This window comes from Frigoribacterium sp. PvP054 (genome assembly GCF_040547465.1).
In the GTDB taxonomy this organism is placed as follows: Bacteria; Actinomycetota; Actinomycetes; order Actinomycetales; family Microbacteriaceae; genus Frigoribacterium.
Genome location: NZ_JBEPPU010000010.1, coordinates 17,739 through 38,150 on the forward strand (window position 1 = coordinate 17,739; position 20,412 = coordinate 38,150).

Genomic DNA, 20,412 nt, shown 5'->3' on the forward strand with positions numbered 1-20,412 from the left:
GGCGGGCCGGCCGGACGCCCCGGGGTCGGCACGCCCTGTCGTCACTCCTGCCGGATCGACCGTCGGTCGGCCTCCACCGCCGCGATGCGCACCTGGATCTCGCGCCAGCGTTCGGGTTCGGCCTTGACGTCGGTGCGGAACGACTGGCCGAGCAGTTCGGACTTCTCGCGGATCAGGTCGCGCTCGACGATCGAGACCACGATGCCGCGGCAGTACGTGGTGATCTCGCGTCCCTCGCGCTCGGGGATCGGGGCGACCGCAAGCTCTTTGGCCAGCGCGTCGAAGGGCGACGGGGTCTGGCCGAGCACCACGTCGAGCCAGTCCGACGAGTCGAACCGGTCGAGGCTGGCACCGATCGCGTCGCGGACGACCGCCAACGCGCTGTTCTCGATGCGTGCCCTGGCCGCGCGCTGCATCAGGTCGAAGCCGACCGTGGCGGGGTGCTGCAGCATGGCCATCAGCGCGTCGCGCTCGGTGCGCGTGGTGAGGTCGCCCGGCAGGGTCAGCAGGCTCGGGCCGGCCGGTTCGTCGGGCACGGGCGGCAGGCTGGTGATGGACTGCCGGCCGTCGGACACGCTCTTCGGCTGCGTCCGCTCGAGGGCGTGCTGCGCCGAGGAGGCGCGGCGGGCGTCGTCGACGCTCGTCGCGACGTCGGCCGGGTCGAGCCCGAGCCAGCCGGCCAGCGACCGAACGTAGCCCTGCGTCATCGACCGGTCCCGGATGCCCGCGACGACGGGAGAGGCGGCCCGCAGCGCGGACACGCGACCCTCGACCGTCTCGAGGTCGTGCCCGTCGATCAGCCGCCGGATCATGAACTCGAACATCGGTCGCTTGGTCGAGATGAGGCGACGCACGGCGTCGTCGCCCCGGTTGAGACGGAGGTCGCAGGGGTCGAGCCCGTCGGGGGCCACCGCGACGAAGGTCTGGGCGGCGAAGCGCTGTTCTTCGGCGAAGGCGCGGGACGCGGCCCGCTGCCCCGCCTCGTCGGGGTCGAAGGTGAACACGACCTCGCCGCCGGTCGACGTGTCGGCCCCGCCGACGTCGCCGAGCATCGGGCGCAACACCTTGATGTGGTCGACGCCGAACGAGGTGCCGCAGGTCGCCACGGCCGTGGTGACCCCGGCGAGGTGGCAGGCCATCACGTCGGTGTAGCCCTCGACGATGACGACCTGCTTGCCCTTCGAGATGTCGCGTCGGGCCAGGTCGAGCCCGTAGAGCACCTGGGACTTGTGGTAGATCGGCGTCTCGGGGGTGTTGAGGTACTTGGGGCCCTTGTCGTCGTCGAGCAGGCGCCGGGCACCGAACCCGATGGTCGACCCGGTGACGTCGCGGATCGGCCACACCAGTCGGCCGCGGAACCGGTCGTAGGGGCTGCGATCGCCTTGGCTGAGCAGCCCCGCCGTGACCAGTTCGTCGTCGCGGTAGCCGAGCCCCTTCAGGTGCGAGCGGAGCGCGTCGAACGACTTGGGGGCGAAGCCGACGCCGAAGCGTTCGGCCGCCGCCGGGTCGAAGCCCCGCTCGCCGAGGAAGCGCCGTGCCGGCTCGGCGTCGGCGGCCGTCAGCCGACCCACGAAGAACTCGCGCGCCGCCTCGTTCGCCGAGATGAGCCGCGCCCGGTTGCCGTGGTCGCTCGCCTGCCCGCCGTCTTCGTAGTGCAGCTCGAAGCCGATGCGGGCGGCCATGCGCTCGACGGCCTCTTGGAACGTCGTGTGGTCGGTCTTCATCACGAAGCTGAAGACGTCGCCGTCTTCGCCGCAGCCGAAGCAGTGGTACCGGCCGACCTGGGGCCGCACGTGGAAGCTCGGGCTGCGCTCGTCGTGGAAGGGGCACAGGCCCTTCAACGAACCGACCCCCGCCCCCTTGAGCGTGACGTGGTCGCCCACGATGTCGGCGATGTTGGTGCGCGACCGGACCTCGTCGATGTCGTTGCGTTTGATCAGGCCGGGCACGTGTCGATTGTAGGTCGCGCCACCGACGACGCCGACCCGAGGGGCCCACCGCGGGAGGACGAGGAGGCGCGGCCGGGCTGGGCAGGACCCGCGCCTCCTCGGCGGCCCGCCCTATCGACCGGCGGTGAGCCGGTCGTGCCAGGCCATCGCGCTCTGGTCGGTCAGCGACGCGACCTGGTCGACGACCACGCGACGCCTCGCGGCGTCGTCGTCGGCCGAACCCCAGTCGGCGGCGAAACCGCGGTCGAGCTCGGACGGGCCCGCCTGCCAGAGGGCGTCGGCGAGGCTGGTGAGCACCTCGCGCTGCCGCAGGTAGATCGGCTGTCGGTTGTCGCGGGTCATCACGAACGCGGCCACGATGCCCTTCAGCACGGCGATCTCGCCGATCACGTCGGGCGCGACGACCACGGAGGCCCCGAAGCGCATCAGGGCGTCACCCGGGTACGACTCGCGCGTCGCCTGCGTCGCCGACCCCGCGAAGCGGCCGATCAGCTGACTCGTCAGGTTCTTCAGGCGTGCCTGCGCGAAGCGGCTGCCGTCGTAGGACTCGAGCCAGAACGGCAACGCCTGCAACCGGTCGAAGGCCTCGGTCAACTCGTCGCGGCTGAGTTCACCACCGACCCACTCGTGCATGGCCGTGACGAGCGAGTCGTGGTCGACCCGGGCGCCGAGGCTCGCGACGTCGACGTAGCCGTTGACCACGGCGTCCTCGAAGTCGTGCACCGAGTACGCGATGTCGTCGCTGAGGTCCATCACCTGGGCCTCGACGCAGCGGCGCCGCCGGGGGGCTCCCCGACGCAACCACTCGAAGGCGGCCGTGTCGTCGTCGTAGAAGCCGAACTTCATGCGTCCCCCCGGGTCGGGGATGCCCTGGGCGGCGGGCCACGGGTACTTGCAGCTCGCGTCGAGGCTGGCCCGCGTCAGGTTGAGGCCGAAGCTGCGACCGGTGGCGTCGATGACCTTGGGTTCGATGCGCGTCAGGAGGCGGAGGGTCTGGGCGTTGCCCTCGAAGCCGCCGATGTCGGCCGACCACTCGTTGAGGGCCCGCTCGCCGTTGTGACCGAACGGCGGGTGGCCGAGGTCGTGCGCGAGGCAGGCCGTGTCGACGACGTCGGGATCGAGGCCCAGGCTGGTCGCGAGCTCGCGACCGACCTGCGCGACCTCGAGCGAGTGCGTCAGACGGTTGCGTGCGAAGTCGAGGCCCGCCGTGGGGCTCAGCACCTGCGTCTTCGCCGCCAGGCGACGCAGCGCGCTCGAGTGCAGCAGGCGGGCCCGGTCGCGGGCGAAGTCGCTGCGGCGGTTCGAGTGCTGCTCGGGCAGCCAGCGCTCGGAGTCGGCGGGGTCGTACCCGGGGGCGGCACTCGGCAGGGCTTCGGTGGACACCGGGGCCTCTCGGTCAGGAACGGACGGGATCGAGCGGACGGACGTGCCTAACCGCCGCTGTGGTGCAGCTCGGCCGCCGCGAGCTCGGCCTTGAACGCCTCGTCGAGGTCGCGGCTCTCGAGCCAGCGGTCGGGCAGCGCCGGTCGCTTCGGGCTGCCGGCTCGGCCGCGGGGGCCCTCGGCCGCCTCACCGGGGTAGCGCTCGTCGGGGTCCATCGTGGCGAGGAGGTCGTCGATCTGCTGCAGCGAGTCGGCGAGGGCCAGGGCGGCCCGGACTTCTCCGCCCACCGGGTAGCCCTTGAAGTACCAGGCGACGTGCTTGCGCATGTCGCGGCAGGCGCGCCCCTCGTCACCCGACCAGAACTCGACCATCAGCTCGGCGTGACGCCGGAAGGCCCGGCCCACCTCGCCGAGGGTCGGCTCGGCCTTCAGGTCTTCGCCTCGGAAGGCGGCGGCCAGGTCGCCGAACAGCCACGGCCGACCGAGGCAGCCCCGTCCGACGACGACGCCGTCGCAGCCGGTCTCGTCGACCATGCGCAGGGCGTCGGCCGCCGACCAGATGTCACCGTTGCCGAGCACGGGCACGTCGGTGATCGCCTCTTTGAGCGTCGCGATGGCGGACCAGTCGGCCGTGCCGGAGTAGAAGTCGGCGGCCGTGCGGGCGTGCAGGGCGATGCTCGCGACGCCGGCGCCCTGGGCGGCTCGGCCGGCCTCGAGGTACGTGAGGTGGTCGGAGTCGATGCCCTTGCGCATCTTGACGGTGAGCGGGATGTCACCAGCGGCCTTGACGGCCCCCTCGACGATCTCGCGGAACAGCCCGATCTTCCAGGGCAGGGCCGAGCCGCCGCCCTTGCGCGTCACCTTCGGGACCGGGCAGCCGAAGTTGAGGTCGATGTGGTCGGCGCGGTCTTCGGCCACGAGCATGGTGACCGCCTCGGCCACCGTGTTGGGCTCGACGCCGTAGAGCTGGATGCTGCGCGGGGTCTCGGACTCGTGGTGCTGGATCAGGCGCATCGACTCGGGCGTGCGCTCGACCAGCGCCCGGCTCGTGATCATCTCGCTGACGTAGAGGCCGGCGCCGTACTCGCGGCAGAGACGACGGTAGGCCGTGTTGGTGATGCCCGCCATCGGGGCGAGCACGACCGGCGAGGCCACGTCGATCGGGCCGATCGAGAGGCCTCGCGAAGGCAGGGTGGTGGTGGACATCGTTACGATTCTCCCATGAGCGACGGCGGGCTGACGAGCGGTGTGGACGACACGGTCGCAGGGGGCGACGCAGGGCACGACGCCGACCGGCCCGAGGGCACCGACCGGGTGCGCGCGGACGCCGCCGCGCGGGGAGTCGCGGTCGAGATCGTGGCCCGACCCGCGGCCGACTCGCTGGAGGCCGCGGCCGCCCTGCTCGGGCTCGAGCCGTCCGACATCGTCAAGAGCCTCGTGGTCAAGCGCCACGACGGGTCGTTCGTGTTCGCGCTCGTGCCGGGCGACCGCCAGATCTCGTGGGCCAAGCTGCGAGCCGCCGTCGGCGTCAACAAGCTGTCCATGCCCAGCGCGGACGTCGCCCTCGAGGCCACGGGGTACGAGCGGGGCACCATCACCCCGATGGGCAGTGCGACGGCCTGGCCGGTGGTCGCGGACTCCCGCGTCACCGGTCGACGCGTCGCCCTCGGCGCGGGCGCACACGGCTTCAGCGCCTTCGTCGACGCCGACGAGTTGGTGCGGGCGTACGACGCGACGGTGGCCGACATCAGCGACTGACTCCGCGCCTCCCGGGCCGGTCTCCCGCCGCCGCGTCGTCGGGCGCGACCGAGGCGTCAGCCGGCACGACGAGGCAGGCGTCGCCCTCGCAGACGACGGCGTCGGACGCGCCGAGCATGGTGAACGGGCCGGACGACAGGGGGCCTCGCGAGTCGGAGGAGCCGCTCACCGCGTCGCCTCGGAGGCTACCTGCTCGAGGGCCTGGACGAAGGCCTCGGGCGCCTGGGCACCCGAGATGCCGTACCTGCCGTCGAGGACGAAGAAGGGGACTCCCGAGATGCCGTAGGCCTGCGCCTGGGCCTGGTCGGCACGGACGTCGTCGAGGTGACGACCGGACTCGAGCGCCTCCCGGGCGGCGGACTCGTCGAGGCCGACCTCGCCGGCGAGCTGCACGAGGTCGTCGACGCGGCCCACGTGACGGCCCTCTTCGAAGTAGGCGTGGAGCAGGCGCTCCTTCATCTCGACCTGACGGCCGTTCGCCTTGGCGAAGTGCAGCACCTCGTGCGCCTTGACGGTGTTCGTGTGCTGCAGGTGGTCGAAGTCGTAGGCGAGGCCCACCTCGGACGCGATGCCTGCCACGGTGGCGAGCATGCCGCGGACCTGGTCGGCGGGCATCCCCTTGTGCGTCGACAGGAAGTCGACCTCGTCGCCCTCGAAGTCGACCGGGGTGTCGGGCGACAGCTCGAACGAGTGGTACTCGACCTCGACGGGGCGGCCGAAGCGCCGCACGGCCTCCTCGAACTTGCGCTTGCCGATGAAGCACCAGGGGCAGGCGATGTCGGACCAGATGTCGACCTTCACGGTCGCGGACGGGGTGGCGGGGGCTGAGGTCACGGCAGGCTCAACTCGGCCCCGGGCGCGGCCATTCCCGCGCGTGGCTCCGCCGGCCCCCGCCCGCCCCGCTCCGTCGACACGCGCCCACCTCGCTCCGTCGTCGCGCGCCCGCCCCCCGCTCCGCCGTCACCCGCCCGCCCCCGCTCCGTCGTCGCGCGCCCGCCCCCGCGTGCGAGATCGCGGTGCTGCCATTCGCCTCACATGTGGCGCGCTCGGTCACCCCCGCCCCTGGTCCACGAGTCGGTATCCGCGCTGCCCCCTGGTCCCTCGTCCGCCTCCCCCGGTCGGCAACTCCTGATCCGTGCGGCGTCTCGGCACGGCCAGCCGCCAGGCCCTGCGGCCCCGTGGCCCCAGGACGCGCGGGAGGCCGGAATTGCCGACACGCGACTCCGGTCTCGCACCTCCAGCCGTCGTCACCAGCGCCTCGATCGCGGCAGCGGTCCGGGCCCAGCGGTCGCGGACCATCGTCGTCCCGGCCCGGAACGGCACCCGTCCGTCGAGGGCGATGTCGGCGTCCTTCGCACGGTCCTGGTCGAAGCGCTTCTCGTGGTGTTCCCGGCCGTCGGTCTCGAAGCCCACGATCCCGTCGACGAGCATGTCCAGGATCTTGCCCGTGCCACCCACCGGGACCTGTCGCTCGACGTCGTGGCCGGCACGACGCAGCCGCGTCCCGGCCGCGGACTCGAGGATGCTCTCGGCTCCCCCGTCGCTCCAGGCGACCAGACCGGCGGCGTCGGCTCGTCTGCGGCCCAGGACCTCGGCGGCGTCGTCGTCGTCGGTCACGATGCCGACGTGACGGGCCCAGTCCACCAGGATCACCGCGTCCTCGAGGGACCGCGATTCGACGACGGCGCGAGCGAGGGCGTCCCGGGGGTCGACCGACCAGGTCGTCCCGCGCGCGCCGAGCTCGACCGGGTCCCAGACGATCCTGACCCCGCGGCGGCGTCTGAGCCGGGACGCGGTGGCAGGTACGGACACGGTGATCGGCGGACGGCGCCACGACCACGCGCCGAGCTGGTGCAGGGCAGCGGCCCCGGTGAGGCGGCCACCCACCGCCACGGCCACGAAACGTGGATCGTGTCGCGGCCAGGTCGAGTACCAGCCACGGCGGGGTCGACTCACCGCCCCTGACCGGACGGCGACGGTGAGCTGGCGGTCGGTGGCGCCCTGCGCCACGAGATCGTGCTTGTGCAGGAGTCCCCCGGCATGCGAGACGAGTTCGGCGATCGTGGTCATGTCGACAGGCTGCCGAGGTCGACCCGGGCGTCCCGAGCGACCTCTGGGTGCCTGGGGACCGTCGCTCGCACCCGCCATCTGTGGAGGAGCGCTCGCCCGGCAGGACAGGACGAACCCGGCCGGGAACTCCTGCCGCGTGCCGCGCGAACCGCCGACACGCCCGCCCTTCGGCGTGTTCTGCGACGGGAAGCAGGAATTGCCGACGCGGCGAGGGGCCAGTGGGCGGGGGTCCGGAGGCGCGAGGCGGACCCGGGGTGGGTGCGAGGCCCGGCCCGGAGGCGCGGCGACGGGTGCGAGGCCCGGCCCGGAGGCGCGGCGACGGGTGCGAGGCCCGGCCCGGAGGCGCGGCGACGGGTGCGAGGCCCGGCGCGGAGGCGCGGGACCGGGGGCGAGGCTGGGTTTGAAGCCCGGGCGCGGAGGCGCGGGGCGACCCCGGGGTCGCGGCGACGGGCGCGGAGGCGCGGGGCGACCCCGGGGTCGCGGCGACGGGCGCGGAGGCGCGGGGCGACCCCGGGGCGCGGCCGGGCCCGGGGGGCACGGCGACGGGCGCGGCGCCGACCGACGGAGCCGCGCCCGGCCGGCGGTGCTAGGCGCCGAGCAGCTGCTCGGCCAGGTACGCCCGCAGCCCGGCCAGCGGGATGCGCTGCTGGGCCATCGTGTCGCGTTCGCGGACGGTGACGGCGTCGTCGTCGAGCGAGTCGAAGTCGACCGTGACGCAGAACGGGGTGCCGATCTCGTCCTGGCGGCGGTAGCGACGGCCGATGGCGCCGGCGTCGTCGAAGTCGATGTTCCAGTACTTGCGGAGGTCGGCCGCGAGCCCGCGCGCCATGGGCGACAGCTGCTCGTTGCGGCTCAGCGGGAGCACGGCGACCTTGACGGGTGCCAGACGGCGGTCGAGCTTGAGCACGGTGCGCTTGTCGACGCCGCCCTTGGCGTTCGGCGCCTCGTCCTCGGTGTACGCGTCGACCAGGAACGCCATCAGCGACCGGGTCAGGCCCGCCGCGGGCTCGATGACGTAGGGCGTCCAGCGTTCGTTCTTGGCCTGGTCGAAGTAGGTCAGGTCCTTGCCCGAGGCGGCCGCGTGGGTCTTGAGGTCGTAGTCGGTGCGGTTCGCCACGCCCTCGAGTTCGCCGAATTCGCCGCCGGCGAAGCGGAAGCGGTACTCGATGTCGACGGTGCGCTTCGAGTAGTGCGAGAGCTTCTCGGCGGCGTGTTCGTAGAGGCGGAGGTTCTCGGGGTCGATGCCGAGGTCGACGTACCACTGGAACCGCTGGTCGATCCAGTACTGGTGCCACTCTTCGTCGGTGCCGGGCTCGACGAAGAACTCCATCTCCATCTGTTCGAACTCGCGGGTGCGGAAGATGAAGTTGCCGGGCGTGATCTCGTTGCGGAAGCTCTTGCCGATCTGGCCGATGCCGAACGGCGGCTTGATCCGCGACGACTGCAGGATGTTGTCGAAGTTCGTGAAGATGCCCTGCGCGGTCTCGGGACGCAGGTAGGCCATGCCCTGCTCGTTGTCGACCGGACCGAGGAACGTCTTGAGCAGGCCCGAGAAGTTCTGCGGCTCGGTCCACGAGCCCGGCTGGCCCGTGTCGGGGTCGCGGACGTCGGCCAGGCCGTTCTCGGGCGGGTGGCCGTGCTTGGCCTCGTACGCCTCGAGCAGGTGGTCGGCGCGGTAGCGCTTGTGGGTGTGCAGCGACTCGACGAGCGGGTCGCTGAAGACCTCGACGTGGCCCGAGGCCTCCCACACCTGGCGGGGCAGGATGACGGCGGAGTCGAGGCCGACGACGTCGTCGCGACCCTGCACCATGGTCTGCCACCACTGGCGCTTGATGTTCTCCTTCAGGGCGACGCCGAGGGGCCCGTAGTCCCAGGCCGAGCGCGAACCGCCGTAGATCTCTCCCGACTGGAAGACGAAGCCGCGGCGCTTGGCCAGGGCGATGACGGAATCGAGACGGTTGGGTGCTGCCACGTGTGATGCTCCGATGAGTTGAGGCCCGAGCTGGGTGCCCGGTCGGTCGAGGTACCCGGCAACTCTAGCGGCGGCGCGTCACCGGCCGAGCGCGGCGGCCACCGCCTCGACGTCTCCCTCGTCGTTCCAGAGGTGGAAGGCCACGCGCACGCGACCGGCACGCCCCGACACGACCAGCCCGGCGTCGCCGAGGAGGCGCTGGTCGCGTCCGTCGGGGTCGGCCCAGGTCACGATGGCGCGGCCCTGCGCCTCGATCCCGAGCCGCGAGCAGAGAGCGTCACCCGTGCCGGCGGCGTGTGCCCAGGTCTCGTCCGCGTCGAGCCCGGCGAACGCCTCGAGTGCGGGCAGCGCCCCCGCCCAGGCCTGCCAGGCGGGCGAGACGTCGAACGCCCGGGCGTCACCGGCGAGCCGCATCTCGGGGCCGTAGCACGAGCCCCACACGTCGTCCCCGGCGTACCAGCCGGCCTGGGCGGGCACCATGGCCGCCCGCAACCGCTCCCCCACGGTGAGGAACGCCACGCCACGCGGGCAGCACAGCCACTTGTAGGCGTGCGTCACCGTCGCGTCGTAGCGCGACGCGTCGACCGGTCGCACCCCGGCGGCCTGAGTCAGGTCGCACAGGGTCAGCGCCCCGTGCCGGGCCGCGGCCTCGACGACGGCCGCGTCGTCCGCCACCTGGCCCGTCGCCGACTGGACGGCCGACCACGCCACGAGGTGCGTGTCGGGCCCGACCGACCCGGCGAGCTCGTCGAGGGGCACGCTCCGCACGCGGACGCCCCGCGCCTCCTGGACCACGAACGGGTAGACGATCGAGCTGAAGTCGCCCGTCGGGACGAGCACCTCGGCACCGTCGGGCACCGAGGCCGCGACCACGGCCACCATGGACGAGGTCTGCGACGCGATGGCGACGCGACCGACGTCGACCCGGGCCAACCGGGCGAAGGCAGCACGCGCCTCCTCGACGACGGCGCCGTAGGCCGCCGGCCCGGCCAGTCCGGACGCCCAGGCGTCGACGTCGGCGCGCAGGGCCGCGACGGTGGCCCGCGTGGGCAGCCCCATGGTGCAGGCCGCGAGGTAGCCCGGTGCCGGGGCGAAGAGGTCGGCGTGCGGCGAGGTCATGCCTCCAGGGTCCGGGAGCACGGACCTCACGACAACCACCAGTGTCTGAGGTCGTCCATCACCGTGGCTTATGCTTCGCAGATGACCGCCGACCTCGACCTGGCCTCCCTCCGGGTCGTCCGCGCCGTCGCCGACACGGGCACCATCACCGCCGCGGCCGCCCTGCTCGGCTACAGCCAGCCCGCCGTCAGCCAGCAGCTGCGCCGGGCCGAGCGCCAGGTGGGCCAACCGCTCGTGCTGCGCGCCGGGCGCGGAGTCGCCCTGACCGAGGCCGGGCAGCGGCTCGCGGCCCACGCCGTCCACGTCCAGGCGGCCCTCGACGCCGCCCGCCAGGACCTCGACGCCCTGGGCGGGGTCGCCACGGGCCGCGTCACCCTGGCCGGGTTCCCCAGCGCGTCCTCGACGATCGTGCCCGACGTGCTGTCGCGCCTGCGCGACCGGCACCCCGGCCTGACGGTCGACTACGTCGAGGCCGAACCCCCGGAGGCGCTGGCACGACTGCGGGACGGCTCGGCGGACGTCGCGGTCACCTTCAGCCACGGGGGCGCCCCGGCGGGCGAACGCGACCTCGACGGGCTGCTGCACCGCGCCTCCTTCGTCGACCGCACCGTGCTCGCCGTGCCCGCCGCCCACCCGTTCGGCCGCGGTGACGCGTTCGCGAGCCTGGCGCACGAGCGGTGGATCGGCGGCTGTCCCCGCTGCCGCGGGCACCTGCTCGCGACCTGCGCGGCGTCGGGCTTCGAACCCGAGATCGTGCTCGAGACCGACAACGCGCTGGCCGTCCTCGGGCTCGTCGCGGCAGGTCTCGGCGTCGCCCTGCTGCCGGGCCTGTCGCTCGTGGCGGCTGCCGTGCCCGCCGGGGTGCGCGTCGTCGAGCTCGACGACGGCCTCGCCCGGGTGGTGCACGTCGTCCACGGGCGTGGCGGCGACCGGGTGCCGAGCGTGCGTGCCGTCCTCGAGGCCCTCGGGCACGTCGACGGCGGGGCACTCGGACTCGTGGCCGTCGGTCCGGAGGTGCCGACGGGAGCGCCGGGTTAGGCTGGCCCGACGAACCAGGAGAGGTGCAGGTCGTGCGCAGAAGACTGTCCGTCGGCATCGCCGTCTCGACGTTGGCCCTCGTCGGGCTGACCGGGTGCTTCCCGAGCCTCGACGGCCTGACGCCGGTCGGCGCGGGCGGGTCCGGCGGTTCGGCCGCGACGCCGGGCACCGGGGCGAGCGGCGTCCCTCAGCCCCAGGTCACGGGCGCTCCGGGAACGGGCGGTGGCTCGGGGTCGCAACCCGACGCCCTGGCACCCGGCGGCACCCTGCTCGGTCAGGTCAACTACAAGGACCTCACCATCTACGTCTACGGCGTCGGCGAGCTGACCACCACGGCCCCCTCGATCTACGCCCGCCCCGACGGCACCGACCCCTACCCGGCGGGCACCGACGTCGAGGTCACCGCCTACGTGCTGACGAACAACTCGCAACGTCGCCTCGACCTCACCGACCTCAGCGCGGACTACTCGTCGTACGGCAACGACCTGGCCACGCAGGACGTCTTCGCCGGGCAGGACCTCCTGACCCGGCTGGGCTACGAGACGTCGCTCGAGTCGAAGTTCCCCGCCGACAGCACGACCTGGTACCTGTTGCCCGGCGAGTCGACCGTGTTCGCCAACGCCTGGTTCCACCGGGCGAGCGACGGCCCGTTGACCCTGCAGTTCCTCTGGCCGGCCGAGCGGATCTTCCTGGGCGCGAACATCCAGTTCTGACGGGGCCGTCGCGCGAGTGCGGGTCCGCGGCCTCGCCCGAGGCCACGTCGGATCGTGCCCGGGCGTCGGTCAGGCCGGGCTCGGGGCGTCCACCGCGCCGCCGAACCGGCGGGTGCGCGAGGCGTAGGTCTCGACCGCCTGCCACAGGTCGGTGCGGGTGAAGTCGGGCCACAACCGGTCGAGGAAGACCATCTCGGCGTAGGCGGACTGCCACAGCAGGAAGTTGCTCGTGCGCTGCTCGCCCGAGCTGCGGACGAACAGGTCGACGTCGGGCAGTTCGGGCGCGTACAGGCGCTTCTGGATCAGCTTCTCGCCCACGGCCGACGGCCTGAGCCGCCCGGCCGCGACGTCGTCCGCGATCGAGCGCACCGCGTCCGCGATCTCGGTCCGGCCGCCGTAGTTCACGCACATGGTCAGCGTCAGGACGTCGTTGCCCTTCGTCAGCTCTTCGGCGAACTGCAACTCTTTGACGACCGACCCCCACAGCCTCGGCTTCCGCCCGGCCCAGCGGACCCGTACGCCCCAGGCGTTCAATTGGTCACGTCGGCGGTGCAGCACGTCGCGGTTGAAGCCCATCAAGAAGCGCACCTCGTCGGGCGAGCGCTTCCAGTTCTCGGTCGAGAACGCGTAGACGCTGAGGTGCTTCACCCCGATCTGGATCGCCCCCGCCACGACGTCGAGCAACGACATCTCGCCGGCCTTGTGCCCCTCGACGCGCGTGAGCCCGCGGCCGTTGGCCCAGCGACCGTTGCCGTCCATGACGATCGCCACGTGCTCGGGCACGGCGCCCCTCGGCATCGCCGGCGGGTGCACGCCCGTCCAGTCGAGCGGGCGGAAGTCGGCGGCGTCGCGGTGGGTCTTCTTCACGGTCTCTCTCTTCCGGGCACCCGGTCGACGTGCTGCAGCGATCGCAGTCCCCGTTCGAGGTGCCACTGGGTGTACGCGGCGACGACGCCGCTGGCCTGGTTGCGGGTCGCGTCGGGGGCGTCCTCGGCGTGGCCCCAGTCACCCGTCAGCAGCGCTCCCAACAGGGCCAGCGCCTCCTGCGTCAACCGCGGAGCGCCGGGAGGCGCGTGCGAGTCGGCCACCACGCCGCCCAGCTGGACGACGAAGGCCGAGTGGGGCCCGGGTGCGCCCGTCACGGCGCAGTCGCCGAAGCTGGGCGACCAACCGGCGATGCTGAGCGCGCGCAGCAGGTACGAGTCGAGGGTCAGTTGCGGAGCGTGCTCGTGGCGCGCGAGCGAACGGAGGGCCCCGACGAGCAGGAGGTACTGCTGCAGGCCCGCCTCGGCCTCGGTGAGCTTGTCGGCCGTCTCGACCATGACGCTGCCGGCCGTGTAGCTCTCGTAGTCGGCGGCGATCACCGCACCGTACGAACCGAGCGACTCGGCCTGCTGCACGATGTCGAGCGACCGACCCTCGTAGAGCTGCAGGTCGGCCACCATCATCGGCTCGAGCCGCGCGCCGAACTTCGAGGCCGTCCGCCGGACGCCCTTCGCGACGGCCCGGATCTTGCCGTGGTTGCGGCTCAGCATCGTGAGGATGCGATCGGCCTCACCCAGCTTGTGGGTGCGCAGCACGACGCATTCATCACGGTAGACGGGCACCGACCAAGCATCGCACGCGTGGTACAAACGTCAGGTGCACGCCACAGCCTTCGCCGTACCCCTGTGGGTGGACCTCCTCGCCGTCGGCATCGGCAGCCTGCAGGGGGCGATGTTCGCCTCCGAGTACAAGGACCGCCGGCTCGACCTGCTCGGCATCGCCATCATCGGCACCGCCACCGGCCTCGGCGGCGGCGTGCTGCGCGACGTGCTGCTGGGCGAGGTGCCCCGCGCCATGACGAGCAACTGGTACCTGCTCGTCGCCGTGGCGGCCGCCATCGTCGGCATGGCCCTGCAACGTGTCTTCACCCGGCTGGCCGGCGTCATCACGGTGCTCGACGCCCTGACGATCGGACTGCTCGGTGCGATCGGGTCGACCAAGGCGCTCTCGCTCGGGCTGCCCGAGATCCCCGCCGTGTTCGTCGGGGTGATCGCGGCCGTCGGCGGGTCGGTGCTGCGCGACCTGCTGATGAACCTGACGATCGCGATGATGCACGTCGGATCGCTCTACGCCGTCGCCGCCGCCGGCGGGACCGTCGTGCTCGTGGTCGCCGTGTCGCTCGGCGCCCCCGTCGCCGCGGCCGCGATCGCCGGCACCTCGATCACCTTCGCCATCCGCATGCTGGCCGTCCGCTTCGGCTGGACGCTGCCCGAGCAGCGCGCCCTCAGCAGATTGCCGCGCTGGCGCCGCCCGCGCTGACCCCGAGACACGACCGGCCGAGGCGCCCGGGGCGTCCGCGCAGCCGTCGGCAACTCCTCACGGGTGCGCCCGGGCACCCCGCCACGCCGCTCGGCCGGACCCGCCTGCCGCAGCAGGCAGGAGTTGCCCGCACCCGCGAACGACCTCGCGGCCCGACCATGCGGGTGCGGGCACGACGACGCCCCCGGCACCGTCGGCACCGGGGGCGGGTCGGCCGGGCTCAGACGGCGGCGAGCTCGCGGGCGTCGCTCACCGTGCGGATGGCGCGGTTGACCGCCGAGACGATGGCCTTGAGCGATGCGGTCGAGATGTCGGCGTCGATGCCGACGCCCCAGAGTCGGGTGCCGTCGACGTCGAGCTCGACGTAGGCGGCGGCCTGGGCGTCGCCCGAGGCGCTCAACGTGTGCTCGACGTAGTCGTAGAGCTTGACCTGGACCCCCTGGTCGGCCAGCACCGCGATGAAGGCGGCGATGGGCCCGGTGCCGCGGGCCGAGGTCGACTCGACGCCCTCGCCGACCCGCAGGTCGACGTCGAGCGTGGTCTCGCCGCTCATGTCGCTCGACGTGCTCGTCCGCGTCAGCTCGAAGCGGCCCCACTTGTCGTCGGCGTCGTCGGCGGGCAGGTACTCGTCCTGGAAGATCGACCAGATGTGGGCGCTGGTCATCTCGCCGCCCTCGCTGTCGGTGCGCGACTGCACGACGCCGCTGAACTCGATCTGCAGCTTGCGGGGCAGGTCGATGGCGTGGTCGGCCTTCAGCAGGTAGGCGACGCCGCCCTTGCCCGACTGCGAGTTGACGCGGATCACGGCCTCGTAGCTGCGCCCCAGGTCCTTCGGGTCGACCGGCAGGTACGGCACGGCCCACTCGAGTTCGTCCACGTCGACGCCGCGGGACGCCGCGGTGGCCGCCATGGCCTCGAAGCCCTTCTTGATGGCGTCCTGGTGCGAACCCGAGAAGGCCGTGTAGACGAGGTCGCCGGCCCACGGGCTGCGCTCGTGGACGGGCAGCTGGTTGCAGTGCTCGGCGGTGCGCTTGACCATGTCGAGGTCGCTGAAGTCGATCTGCGGGTCGATGCCCTGCGTGAAGAGGTTGATGCCCAGGGCGACCAGGTCGACGTTGCCGGTCCTCTCGCCGTTGCCGAACAGGCAGCCCTCGATGCGGTCCGCACCCGCCAGGTAACCGAGCTCGGCGGCCGCGATGCCGGTGCCGCGGTCGTTGTGCGGGTGCAGCGACAGGATGACGCTGTCGCGACGCGCCAGGCGACGGTGCATCCACTCGATCGAGTCGGCGTAGACGTTCGGGGTCGCCATCTCGACGGTGGCCGGCAGGTTGACGATCACGGGACGCTCGGGCGTCGCGTCGAAGGCCTCGATCACCTGGTTGCAGATGTCGAGCGCGAAGTCGAGCTCGGTGCCGGTGTAGCTCTCGGGCGAGTACTCGTAGAAGACGGCCGTCTCGGGGATGGTCTTCTCGGCCTCGAGGCACAGTCGGACGCCCTCGAGGGCGATGTCGACGATGCCCTGGCGGTCGGTGCGGAAGACGACGTCGCGCTGCAGCACGCTCGTCGAGTTGTACAGGTGCACGATGGCCTGCTTGGCGCCGGCGATCGACTCGTAGGTGCGGGCGATGAGGTGTTCGCGCGCCTGGGTCAGCACCTGGATGGTCACGTCGTCGGGGATGGCTCCCTCGTCGATGAGGCTGCGGACGAAGTCGAAGTCGGTCTGCGACGCGCTCGGGAACCCGACCTCGATCTCTTTGTAGCCCATGCCGACCAGCAGGTCGAACATGATGCGCTTGCGCTCGGGGCTCATCGGGTCGATCAACGCCTGGTTGCCGTCGCGCAGGTCGACGGCGCACCATCGCGGCGCCTCGGTGATGCGCTTCGACGGCCAGGTGCGATCGGGCAGGTCGACGGCGATCTGCTCGTGGAACGGCCGGTACTTGTGGATCGGCATGGCCGACGGCTGCTGTGCGTTCTTCATGTCCTGTGGTCTCTCTCGCCCTCGAGGGGCTGCTCTTCGCGGGGGTGTCGGCCGACGACGGACTCCGCGACGAGTGGGGCCTGGGTCAGGACTCGCCGCGGCAGCTAAGGAGGAGCAGGCCGGTGGACACGTGACGAGGCTAGCACCGACCGAGGAGGCGCGGGTCGTCGACCGCCGGCACCGCGCCTCCTCTGCTCGTCGCGTCGATCAGACGACGGTGCGGACGAGCCGCACCACCGCCCCGACCGACAGGTCGGGCAGGTAGGCCCGCCCGAGCGCCGTGCCGATGGCGGGCAGCTGGACCGGATCGGGGAAGGCCATCACGAGCGGCACGAACTCGGGCTGGAACTTCTTCTTGAAGGTGAGCAGCGTCTGGAAGCCGTACGCGGGTTCGAGCACCCGCCCGAGGAAGGTCAGCACGCGCTCGGTCTGTGTCGCCGGGCCGTCGACCGGGCCGGTGGTGGCGAGCGGCGCCGCCGACAGGCTGAGGAACTCGACGCCCCGCTCTTTCATGGCCAGGGCCGACGAGGCGATCACGAACTCCATGACGCCGTTCATGCTGTCGGGTCGGCGGCGCATGAAGTCGAGGGTCCACCCGACGACCTCGCCGTCGCGCCAGGTGGGCAACCAGCTCGTCACGGCCAGGACGGTGTCGTCGGCGTCGAGCGCGAGCATCAGTGCGACGTCCGGGTCGCGCAGCTCGTCGAGGCCGCCGAGGGTGAACCCCATCTCGGGGAGGTTTTTCTCGGCGACCCAGAGCTCGCTGATCTCGGTGATCTGTCGGGCGACCGCGGGGCGCAGGTCGGCGTACCGGGTCCATTCGGCCCGGACGCCGTTCTTGGTCGCGCGGTTGAGGCTCGACCGGACGTCCTGCCACTTCTTGCCGGTCATGCTGAAGGTGGCCGGGTGCAGCACGGTCTCTTCACCGACCGGCAGGGTCGTCCAGCCCAGGTCGTCGAAGAACGGGGAGAGCTCGCCCCGCACGCTGTAGAAGACGGGGGTGAGCCCCTGGTCGTCGCACCACCGGGCGAAATCGAGGGTGACCTCGCGCAAGCGGTCGGGCGGGCAGAGGGGTTCGGCGGTCGTCAACGCGATGCCCGAGACCACCCGGTACGCCACGGCCGACCGGCCGTCGGCGGTGAACCACCAGCTGTTGCCCGACCACAACGCCATGTGCGACAGCGTGCCGGGTGCCCCGCGGTGCACGATCTCGCGCACGCGGGCTCGTTCGGCGTCGGGACGGAGGTCGCCCGGCCGCACCGCCCCGGCCACGAGCGCCACCAGGACGACGAGCCACCACAGCGGCCCCGTCCACTCGAACGCCACCCGGACGACACCGCCCACCGGGACCGGCCCCAGCCCCGCCAGGCCGACGAACCCCACGGGCACGAAGCGCTCCGGGACGTCGGCCGCGAGGGTCGCCGCGTCGACGGACGGGACGAAGGAGGCGCGCCCCACCCAGGCGACAACGGCGAACGTCCCCGAGAGGACGGCCCCGGCCCCCAGCACGACCGTGGCGACGAGACGCCGTCGCACGCCCGCCCCCACGCCGAAGTGGTGCCGGAGGACGAACAACGAGACGGCCGTGCCCGCCGGCACGGCCACCGCGACGACGGTGAGCAGGACGTGCGCGACGAGGTGTCGCCGGGGGTCGCCGTCCGCCGTGCCCGTGGCCGGCATGACCACGTAGTACACGAGGGCGAAGACGGCGAGGAGTCCGTTCACGGCGACGGCGACGTCCAGGGCGACCCGTCGGCCCCGGCGGAGGAACCACGCGGCGACGAGCAGGACGGCCAGCGGCAGCAGGCTCAGCGCGACGGTCGGCACGGCGTCGATGCTGCCGAGCGCCGCGGCCCGGGCGCAGGCGTCCACCCGTTCGGCCTGCCGGTCGAGCGGCGTGCGCAGGGCCGCCGCGCAGAGGCTCGCCGGCGACCGGCCCGACAGGACGTCACCGAACAACAGCCCGAAGGGTGACAACGGTCCCACGGGGCTGCGCGCGAGCAGGGTCAGGACGGGTCCGGCCGCGGTCACGGCCACGACGGCCGAGGCGAGGCGACGCACCTCGTGGTGCGAGCTGCGCAACCAGCCGCGCCGGGCGGGCGGTCCGGCCAGGAGACGGCCGAGCGCGAGTCCGACCACGGCACCGACCAGGGCGTAGAGCCCCGAGGGGTGGCCGTCGTAGAGCACGAACGCCAGCAGGGCCGAGAAGCCGAGCAAGCGGATGCGTCGACGCCAGAGCGGACCCACGAAGCCGCTGACGGTCATGATCGTGCCGAGCGCCGGGGTGAACGGGTGCAGCGTCGACTCGGCGGCGACCTCGAGGGCCCAGGGTTGCCCCACGGCGCGACCGACGGCTTGCACGGCGACCCCGACCGCCGTGGCCACGACGGCCGTCACGACGTAGGCCGTGAGCGCCCGGCGGCTGCCGATGCGCCGCTCGGCGACGCCGACGAGCACGAGCACGGCGACGACGGCGAGGACGAGCTCGCGGGGGCCGGAGGCGAAGAGCACCGAGCCGAGGGTCAGCGGCCAGAAGCCGCGGTCGTCGAACGGGTCGAGACCCGCACCGACGGCCTCGCGCAGGCGTTCACCCGGCCCGTGCACCAGGCTGCCCGAGACCACCGCCAGCACGACGAGGAGGGCGGCGAGCACGATGCTGACCGGCTGGGACCTCGCGAACGCGACCGTCGAACGCCAGGCCGCGCCCAGACGGCCCCGAGCGGCAGGGGCGTCGACGGCGCTCACGGCTGCTGGACCGAGTCGGCGAGCCCGAGCCGCGGATAGAGCGCACCGATGCCGTGCGCGAAGCCGTTGGTGGCCGTCGTCCAGTCGTGGGCGCTGCCGGGCGAGACGTAACGGGTCACGGACATGCCGGCCCGCTCGGCCGCGGCGGAGTTCTCGGTCATGATGCGACCATAACGGGTGTCGTTCTGACCCACCGCGAAGAACGCCGTGGTGTCGGGGTACGGCGCCTTCGCGGCCATGATCGCCTGCGGCTGGGCGGCCTCGTAGGCGGCGTCGCTGCCCGCGAAGCCCCCGTCGACGGTCGCCTGACGGGTTCCGATCGAGGGGCCGAGCTCGCCCGAGACGTCGATGAACGAACCGAACAGGTCGGGGCGCGCCGACGCGAACTGGATCGAGCAGGTGCCACCCTGCGAGAACCCCCCGACGGTCCAGGCCCGGGGGCCGGTCGCGACGTGGAAGTGGCTGGTCATGTAGTCGACCACGTCGGTCGTGATGTACGTGGCGCTGTCGCCGAGCGGGCCGTCGACGCACATCGGGTTGTCGGCGTCGGCACCGAGCTGGTCGGGCACCACCACGATGGGAGCCAGACCGTGGTTGCGGGCGGCGAACGCGTCGAGGGTCTCGACGAGGTGCCCGGGGCCCACGACCGACTCGGGACTGGCCGGCTGGCCCGACATCATCACCATGACCGGCAGGGCCGGGGCGTCGGCGACGAGGGCCGCCGGGGGCAGGTACACGATCGCGTCGCGGGCGGCGAAGTGCGAGACCGTCCCGGCGATGTGCACGGAGCCGTACCGACCGTGCTCCGGCATGCCCGCGGGAGCGTGCCAGGTCGACCAGAGCGTCGGGTCGAACGCGGTCGACGACGCCGACGCGGGAGGCGCGGTGCCGGCGTCCGCCAGGGCCGGCACCGTCTCGCGGCCGAGGGCCTGGGCGAGGTCCTGGTAGACGCCGCCGTCCCGGTTGACCGCCAGACCCGTCGCCAGGACGAAGACGACCGCGGCGACGACGGCCACCACCTTGCGCCACCACCGCGTGCGGACCAGGCCGACCACGACGAGGCCCAGGCCCGCCCCCAGGGCGGCGATCCAGATCCGGTCGACGAGCGTGGGTGCGACCCCGACGACGTCCTGGACGTCGCCGAACCACCAGGTGGCGAGCAGCGCCGCTGCCCCGCCGACGACGACGCCGAGCCCGACCCAGCGCCACCACGTCCGACGCGTCCGCGGCCGGACGAGCAGCCACGCGACGCCGAGCCCGGCCACGACGTCGACCGGTGCCAGCACGGTCGAGGACAACAGGGGAAGCGACGACAGGTCGATCATGGGGCACTCCGTTCCGGCGGGGGTGGCTCGACGGCGACCGCCCGGACGACACTCTG

At 72.7% G+C, this 20,412-nt stretch carries 17 protein-coding genes; 4 read left to right on the forward strand and 13 right to left on the reverse strand.

Going from position 1 to position 20,412, the window contains the following annotated elements; genetic code table 11:
- Nucleotides 1-41 precede the first annotated feature (41 nt).
- From dnaG to dusB, 3 genes are all read right to left on the reverse strand, one after another.
- Nucleotides 42-1,949 (reverse strand): DNA primase, encoded by a 1,908-nt coding sequence (gene dnaG, locus ABID81_RS12445; protein WP_354595104.1) that lies wholly within the window; start codon nucleotides 1,947-1,949, stop codon nucleotides 42-44.
- Nucleotides 1,950-2,060: 111 nt separating this feature from the next.
- On the reverse strand, nucleotides 2,061-3,332 hold the full coding sequence (locus tag ABID81_RS12450) for a deoxyguanosinetriphosphate triphosphohydrolase (RefSeq protein ID WP_354595105.1): 1,272 nt from the start codon (nucleotides 3,330-3,332) through the stop codon (nucleotides 2,061-2,063).
- A gap of 47 nt (nucleotides 3,333-3,379) precedes the next feature.
- Nucleotides 3,380-4,537 carry a tRNA dihydrouridine synthase DusB gene (dusB, locus tag ABID81_RS12455; RefSeq protein ID WP_354595106.1) on the reverse strand — a complete coding sequence of 386 codons (1,158 nt, stop codon included), beginning with the start codon at nucleotides 4,535-4,537 and terminating at the stop codon, nucleotides 3,380-3,382.
- A gap of 15 nt (nucleotides 4,538-4,552) precedes the next feature.
- Between dusB and ABID81_RS12460 the strand changes: the two genes are divergently transcribed.
- Nucleotides 4,553-5,089 (forward strand): aminoacyl-tRNA deacylase, encoded by a 537-nt coding sequence (locus ABID81_RS12460; protein WP_354595107.1) that lies wholly within the window; start codon nucleotides 4,553-4,555, stop codon nucleotides 5,087-5,089.
- Here ABID81_RS12460 and ABID81_RS12465 read toward each other — a convergent pair.
- The 5 genes from ABID81_RS12465 to ABID81_RS12485 all read right to left on the reverse strand — a co-directional run bounded on the left by ABID81_RS12465 (nucleotide 5,079) and on the right by ABID81_RS12485 (nucleotide 10,250).
- Complete coding sequence (locus ABID81_RS12465) at nucleotides 5,079-5,258, reverse strand: hypothetical protein (protein ID WP_354595108.1); 180 nt, start codon at nucleotides 5,256-5,258, stop codon at nucleotides 5,079-5,081. The genes ABID81_RS12460 and ABID81_RS12465 overlap by 11 nt on opposite strands.
- A complete protein-coding gene (locus ABID81_RS12470) occupies nucleotides 5,255-5,923 on the reverse strand; it encodes a DsbA family oxidoreductase (protein ID WP_354595109.1) in 669 nt (222 codons plus the stop codon). The genes ABID81_RS12465 and ABID81_RS12470 overlap by 4 nt, the downstream gene beginning before the upstream one ends.
- A gap of 216 nt (nucleotides 5,924-6,139) precedes the next feature.
- Nucleotides 6,140-7,159 (reverse strand): putative endonuclease domain-containing protein, encoded by a 1,020-nt coding sequence (locus tag ABID81_RS12475; RefSeq protein WP_354595110.1) that lies wholly within the window; start codon nucleotides 7,157-7,159, stop codon nucleotides 6,140-6,142.
- A 586-nt stretch (nucleotides 7,160-7,745) separates the two neighbouring features.
- Nucleotides 7,746-9,131: a glycine--tRNA ligase gene (locus ABID81_RS12480; RefSeq protein ID WP_354595111.1), complete on the reverse strand. Its 1,386-nt coding sequence runs from the start codon at nucleotides 9,129-9,131 to the stop codon at nucleotides 7,746-7,748.
- 78 nt (nucleotides 9,132-9,209) lie between these two features.
- Nucleotides 9,210-10,250: an aminotransferase class V-fold PLP-dependent enzyme gene (locus ABID81_RS12485; protein ID WP_354595112.1), complete on the reverse strand. Its 1,041-nt coding sequence runs from the start codon at nucleotides 10,248-10,250 to the stop codon at nucleotides 9,210-9,212.
- An 81-nt stretch (nucleotides 10,251-10,331) separates the two neighbouring features.
- On the opposite strand from ABID81_RS12485, the gene ABID81_RS12490 reads away from it, so the two are divergent.
- Nucleotides 10,332-11,288 carry a LysR family transcriptional regulator gene (locus ABID81_RS12490; RefSeq protein ID WP_354595113.1) on the forward strand — a complete coding sequence of 319 codons (957 nt, stop codon included), beginning with the start codon at nucleotides 10,332-10,334 and terminating at the stop codon, nucleotides 11,286-11,288.
- A 32-nt stretch (nucleotides 11,289-11,320) separates the two neighbouring features.
- Nucleotides 11,321-12,001, forward strand: coding sequence for a hypothetical protein (locus ABID81_RS12495; RefSeq protein WP_354595114.1), 681 nt, complete (start codon nucleotides 11,321-11,323; stop codon nucleotides 11,999-12,001).
- Between the two features lie 69 nt (nucleotides 12,002-12,070).
- On the opposite strand, the gene ABID81_RS12500 is transcribed toward ABID81_RS12495, so the two are convergent.
- Both ABID81_RS12500 and recO read right to left on the reverse strand, forming a co-directional pair.
- Complete coding sequence (locus ABID81_RS12500) at nucleotides 12,071-12,868, reverse strand: isoprenyl transferase (RefSeq protein ID WP_354595115.1); 798 nt, start codon at nucleotides 12,866-12,868, stop codon at nucleotides 12,071-12,073.
- Complete coding sequence (gene recO, locus ABID81_RS12505) at nucleotides 12,865-13,608, reverse strand: DNA repair protein RecO (RefSeq protein WP_194593967.1); 744 nt, start codon at nucleotides 13,606-13,608, stop codon at nucleotides 12,865-12,867. Before recO ends, ABID81_RS12500 begins: the two co-directional genes overlap by 4 nt.
- 34 nt (nucleotides 13,609-13,642) lie before the next feature.
- Between recO and ABID81_RS12510 the strand changes: the two genes are divergently transcribed.
- On the forward strand, nucleotides 13,643-14,305 hold the full coding sequence (locus ABID81_RS12510; protein ID WP_354595116.1) for a trimeric intracellular cation channel family protein: 663 nt from the start codon (nucleotides 13,643-13,645) through the stop codon (nucleotides 14,303-14,305).
- 220 nt (nucleotides 14,306-14,525) lie between these two features.
- Here the strand turns inward: ABID81_RS12510 and leuA are convergent, their stop codons facing one another.
- The 3 genes from leuA to ABID81_RS12525 all read right to left on the reverse strand — a co-directional run bounded on the left by leuA (nucleotide 14,526) and on the right by ABID81_RS12525 (nucleotide 20,356).
- A complete protein-coding gene (gene leuA, locus ABID81_RS12515; RefSeq protein ID WP_354595117.1) occupies nucleotides 14,526-16,286 on the reverse strand; it encodes a 2-isopropylmalate synthase in 1,761 nt (586 codons plus the stop codon).
- Nucleotides 16,287-16,493: 207 nt separating this feature from the next.
- Nucleotides 16,494-19,031: a bifunctional lysylphosphatidylglycerol flippase/synthetase MprF gene (locus ABID81_RS12520; RefSeq protein WP_354595118.1), complete on the reverse strand. Its 2,538-nt coding sequence runs from the start codon at nucleotides 19,029-19,031 to the stop codon at nucleotides 16,494-16,496.
- A complete protein-coding gene (locus tag ABID81_RS12525) occupies nucleotides 19,028-20,356 on the reverse strand; it encodes an alpha/beta hydrolase (protein ID WP_354595119.1) in 1,329 nt (442 codons plus the stop codon). Before ABID81_RS12525 ends, ABID81_RS12520 begins: the two co-directional genes overlap by 4 nt.
- Nucleotides 20,357-20,412: the final 56 nt, after the last annotated feature.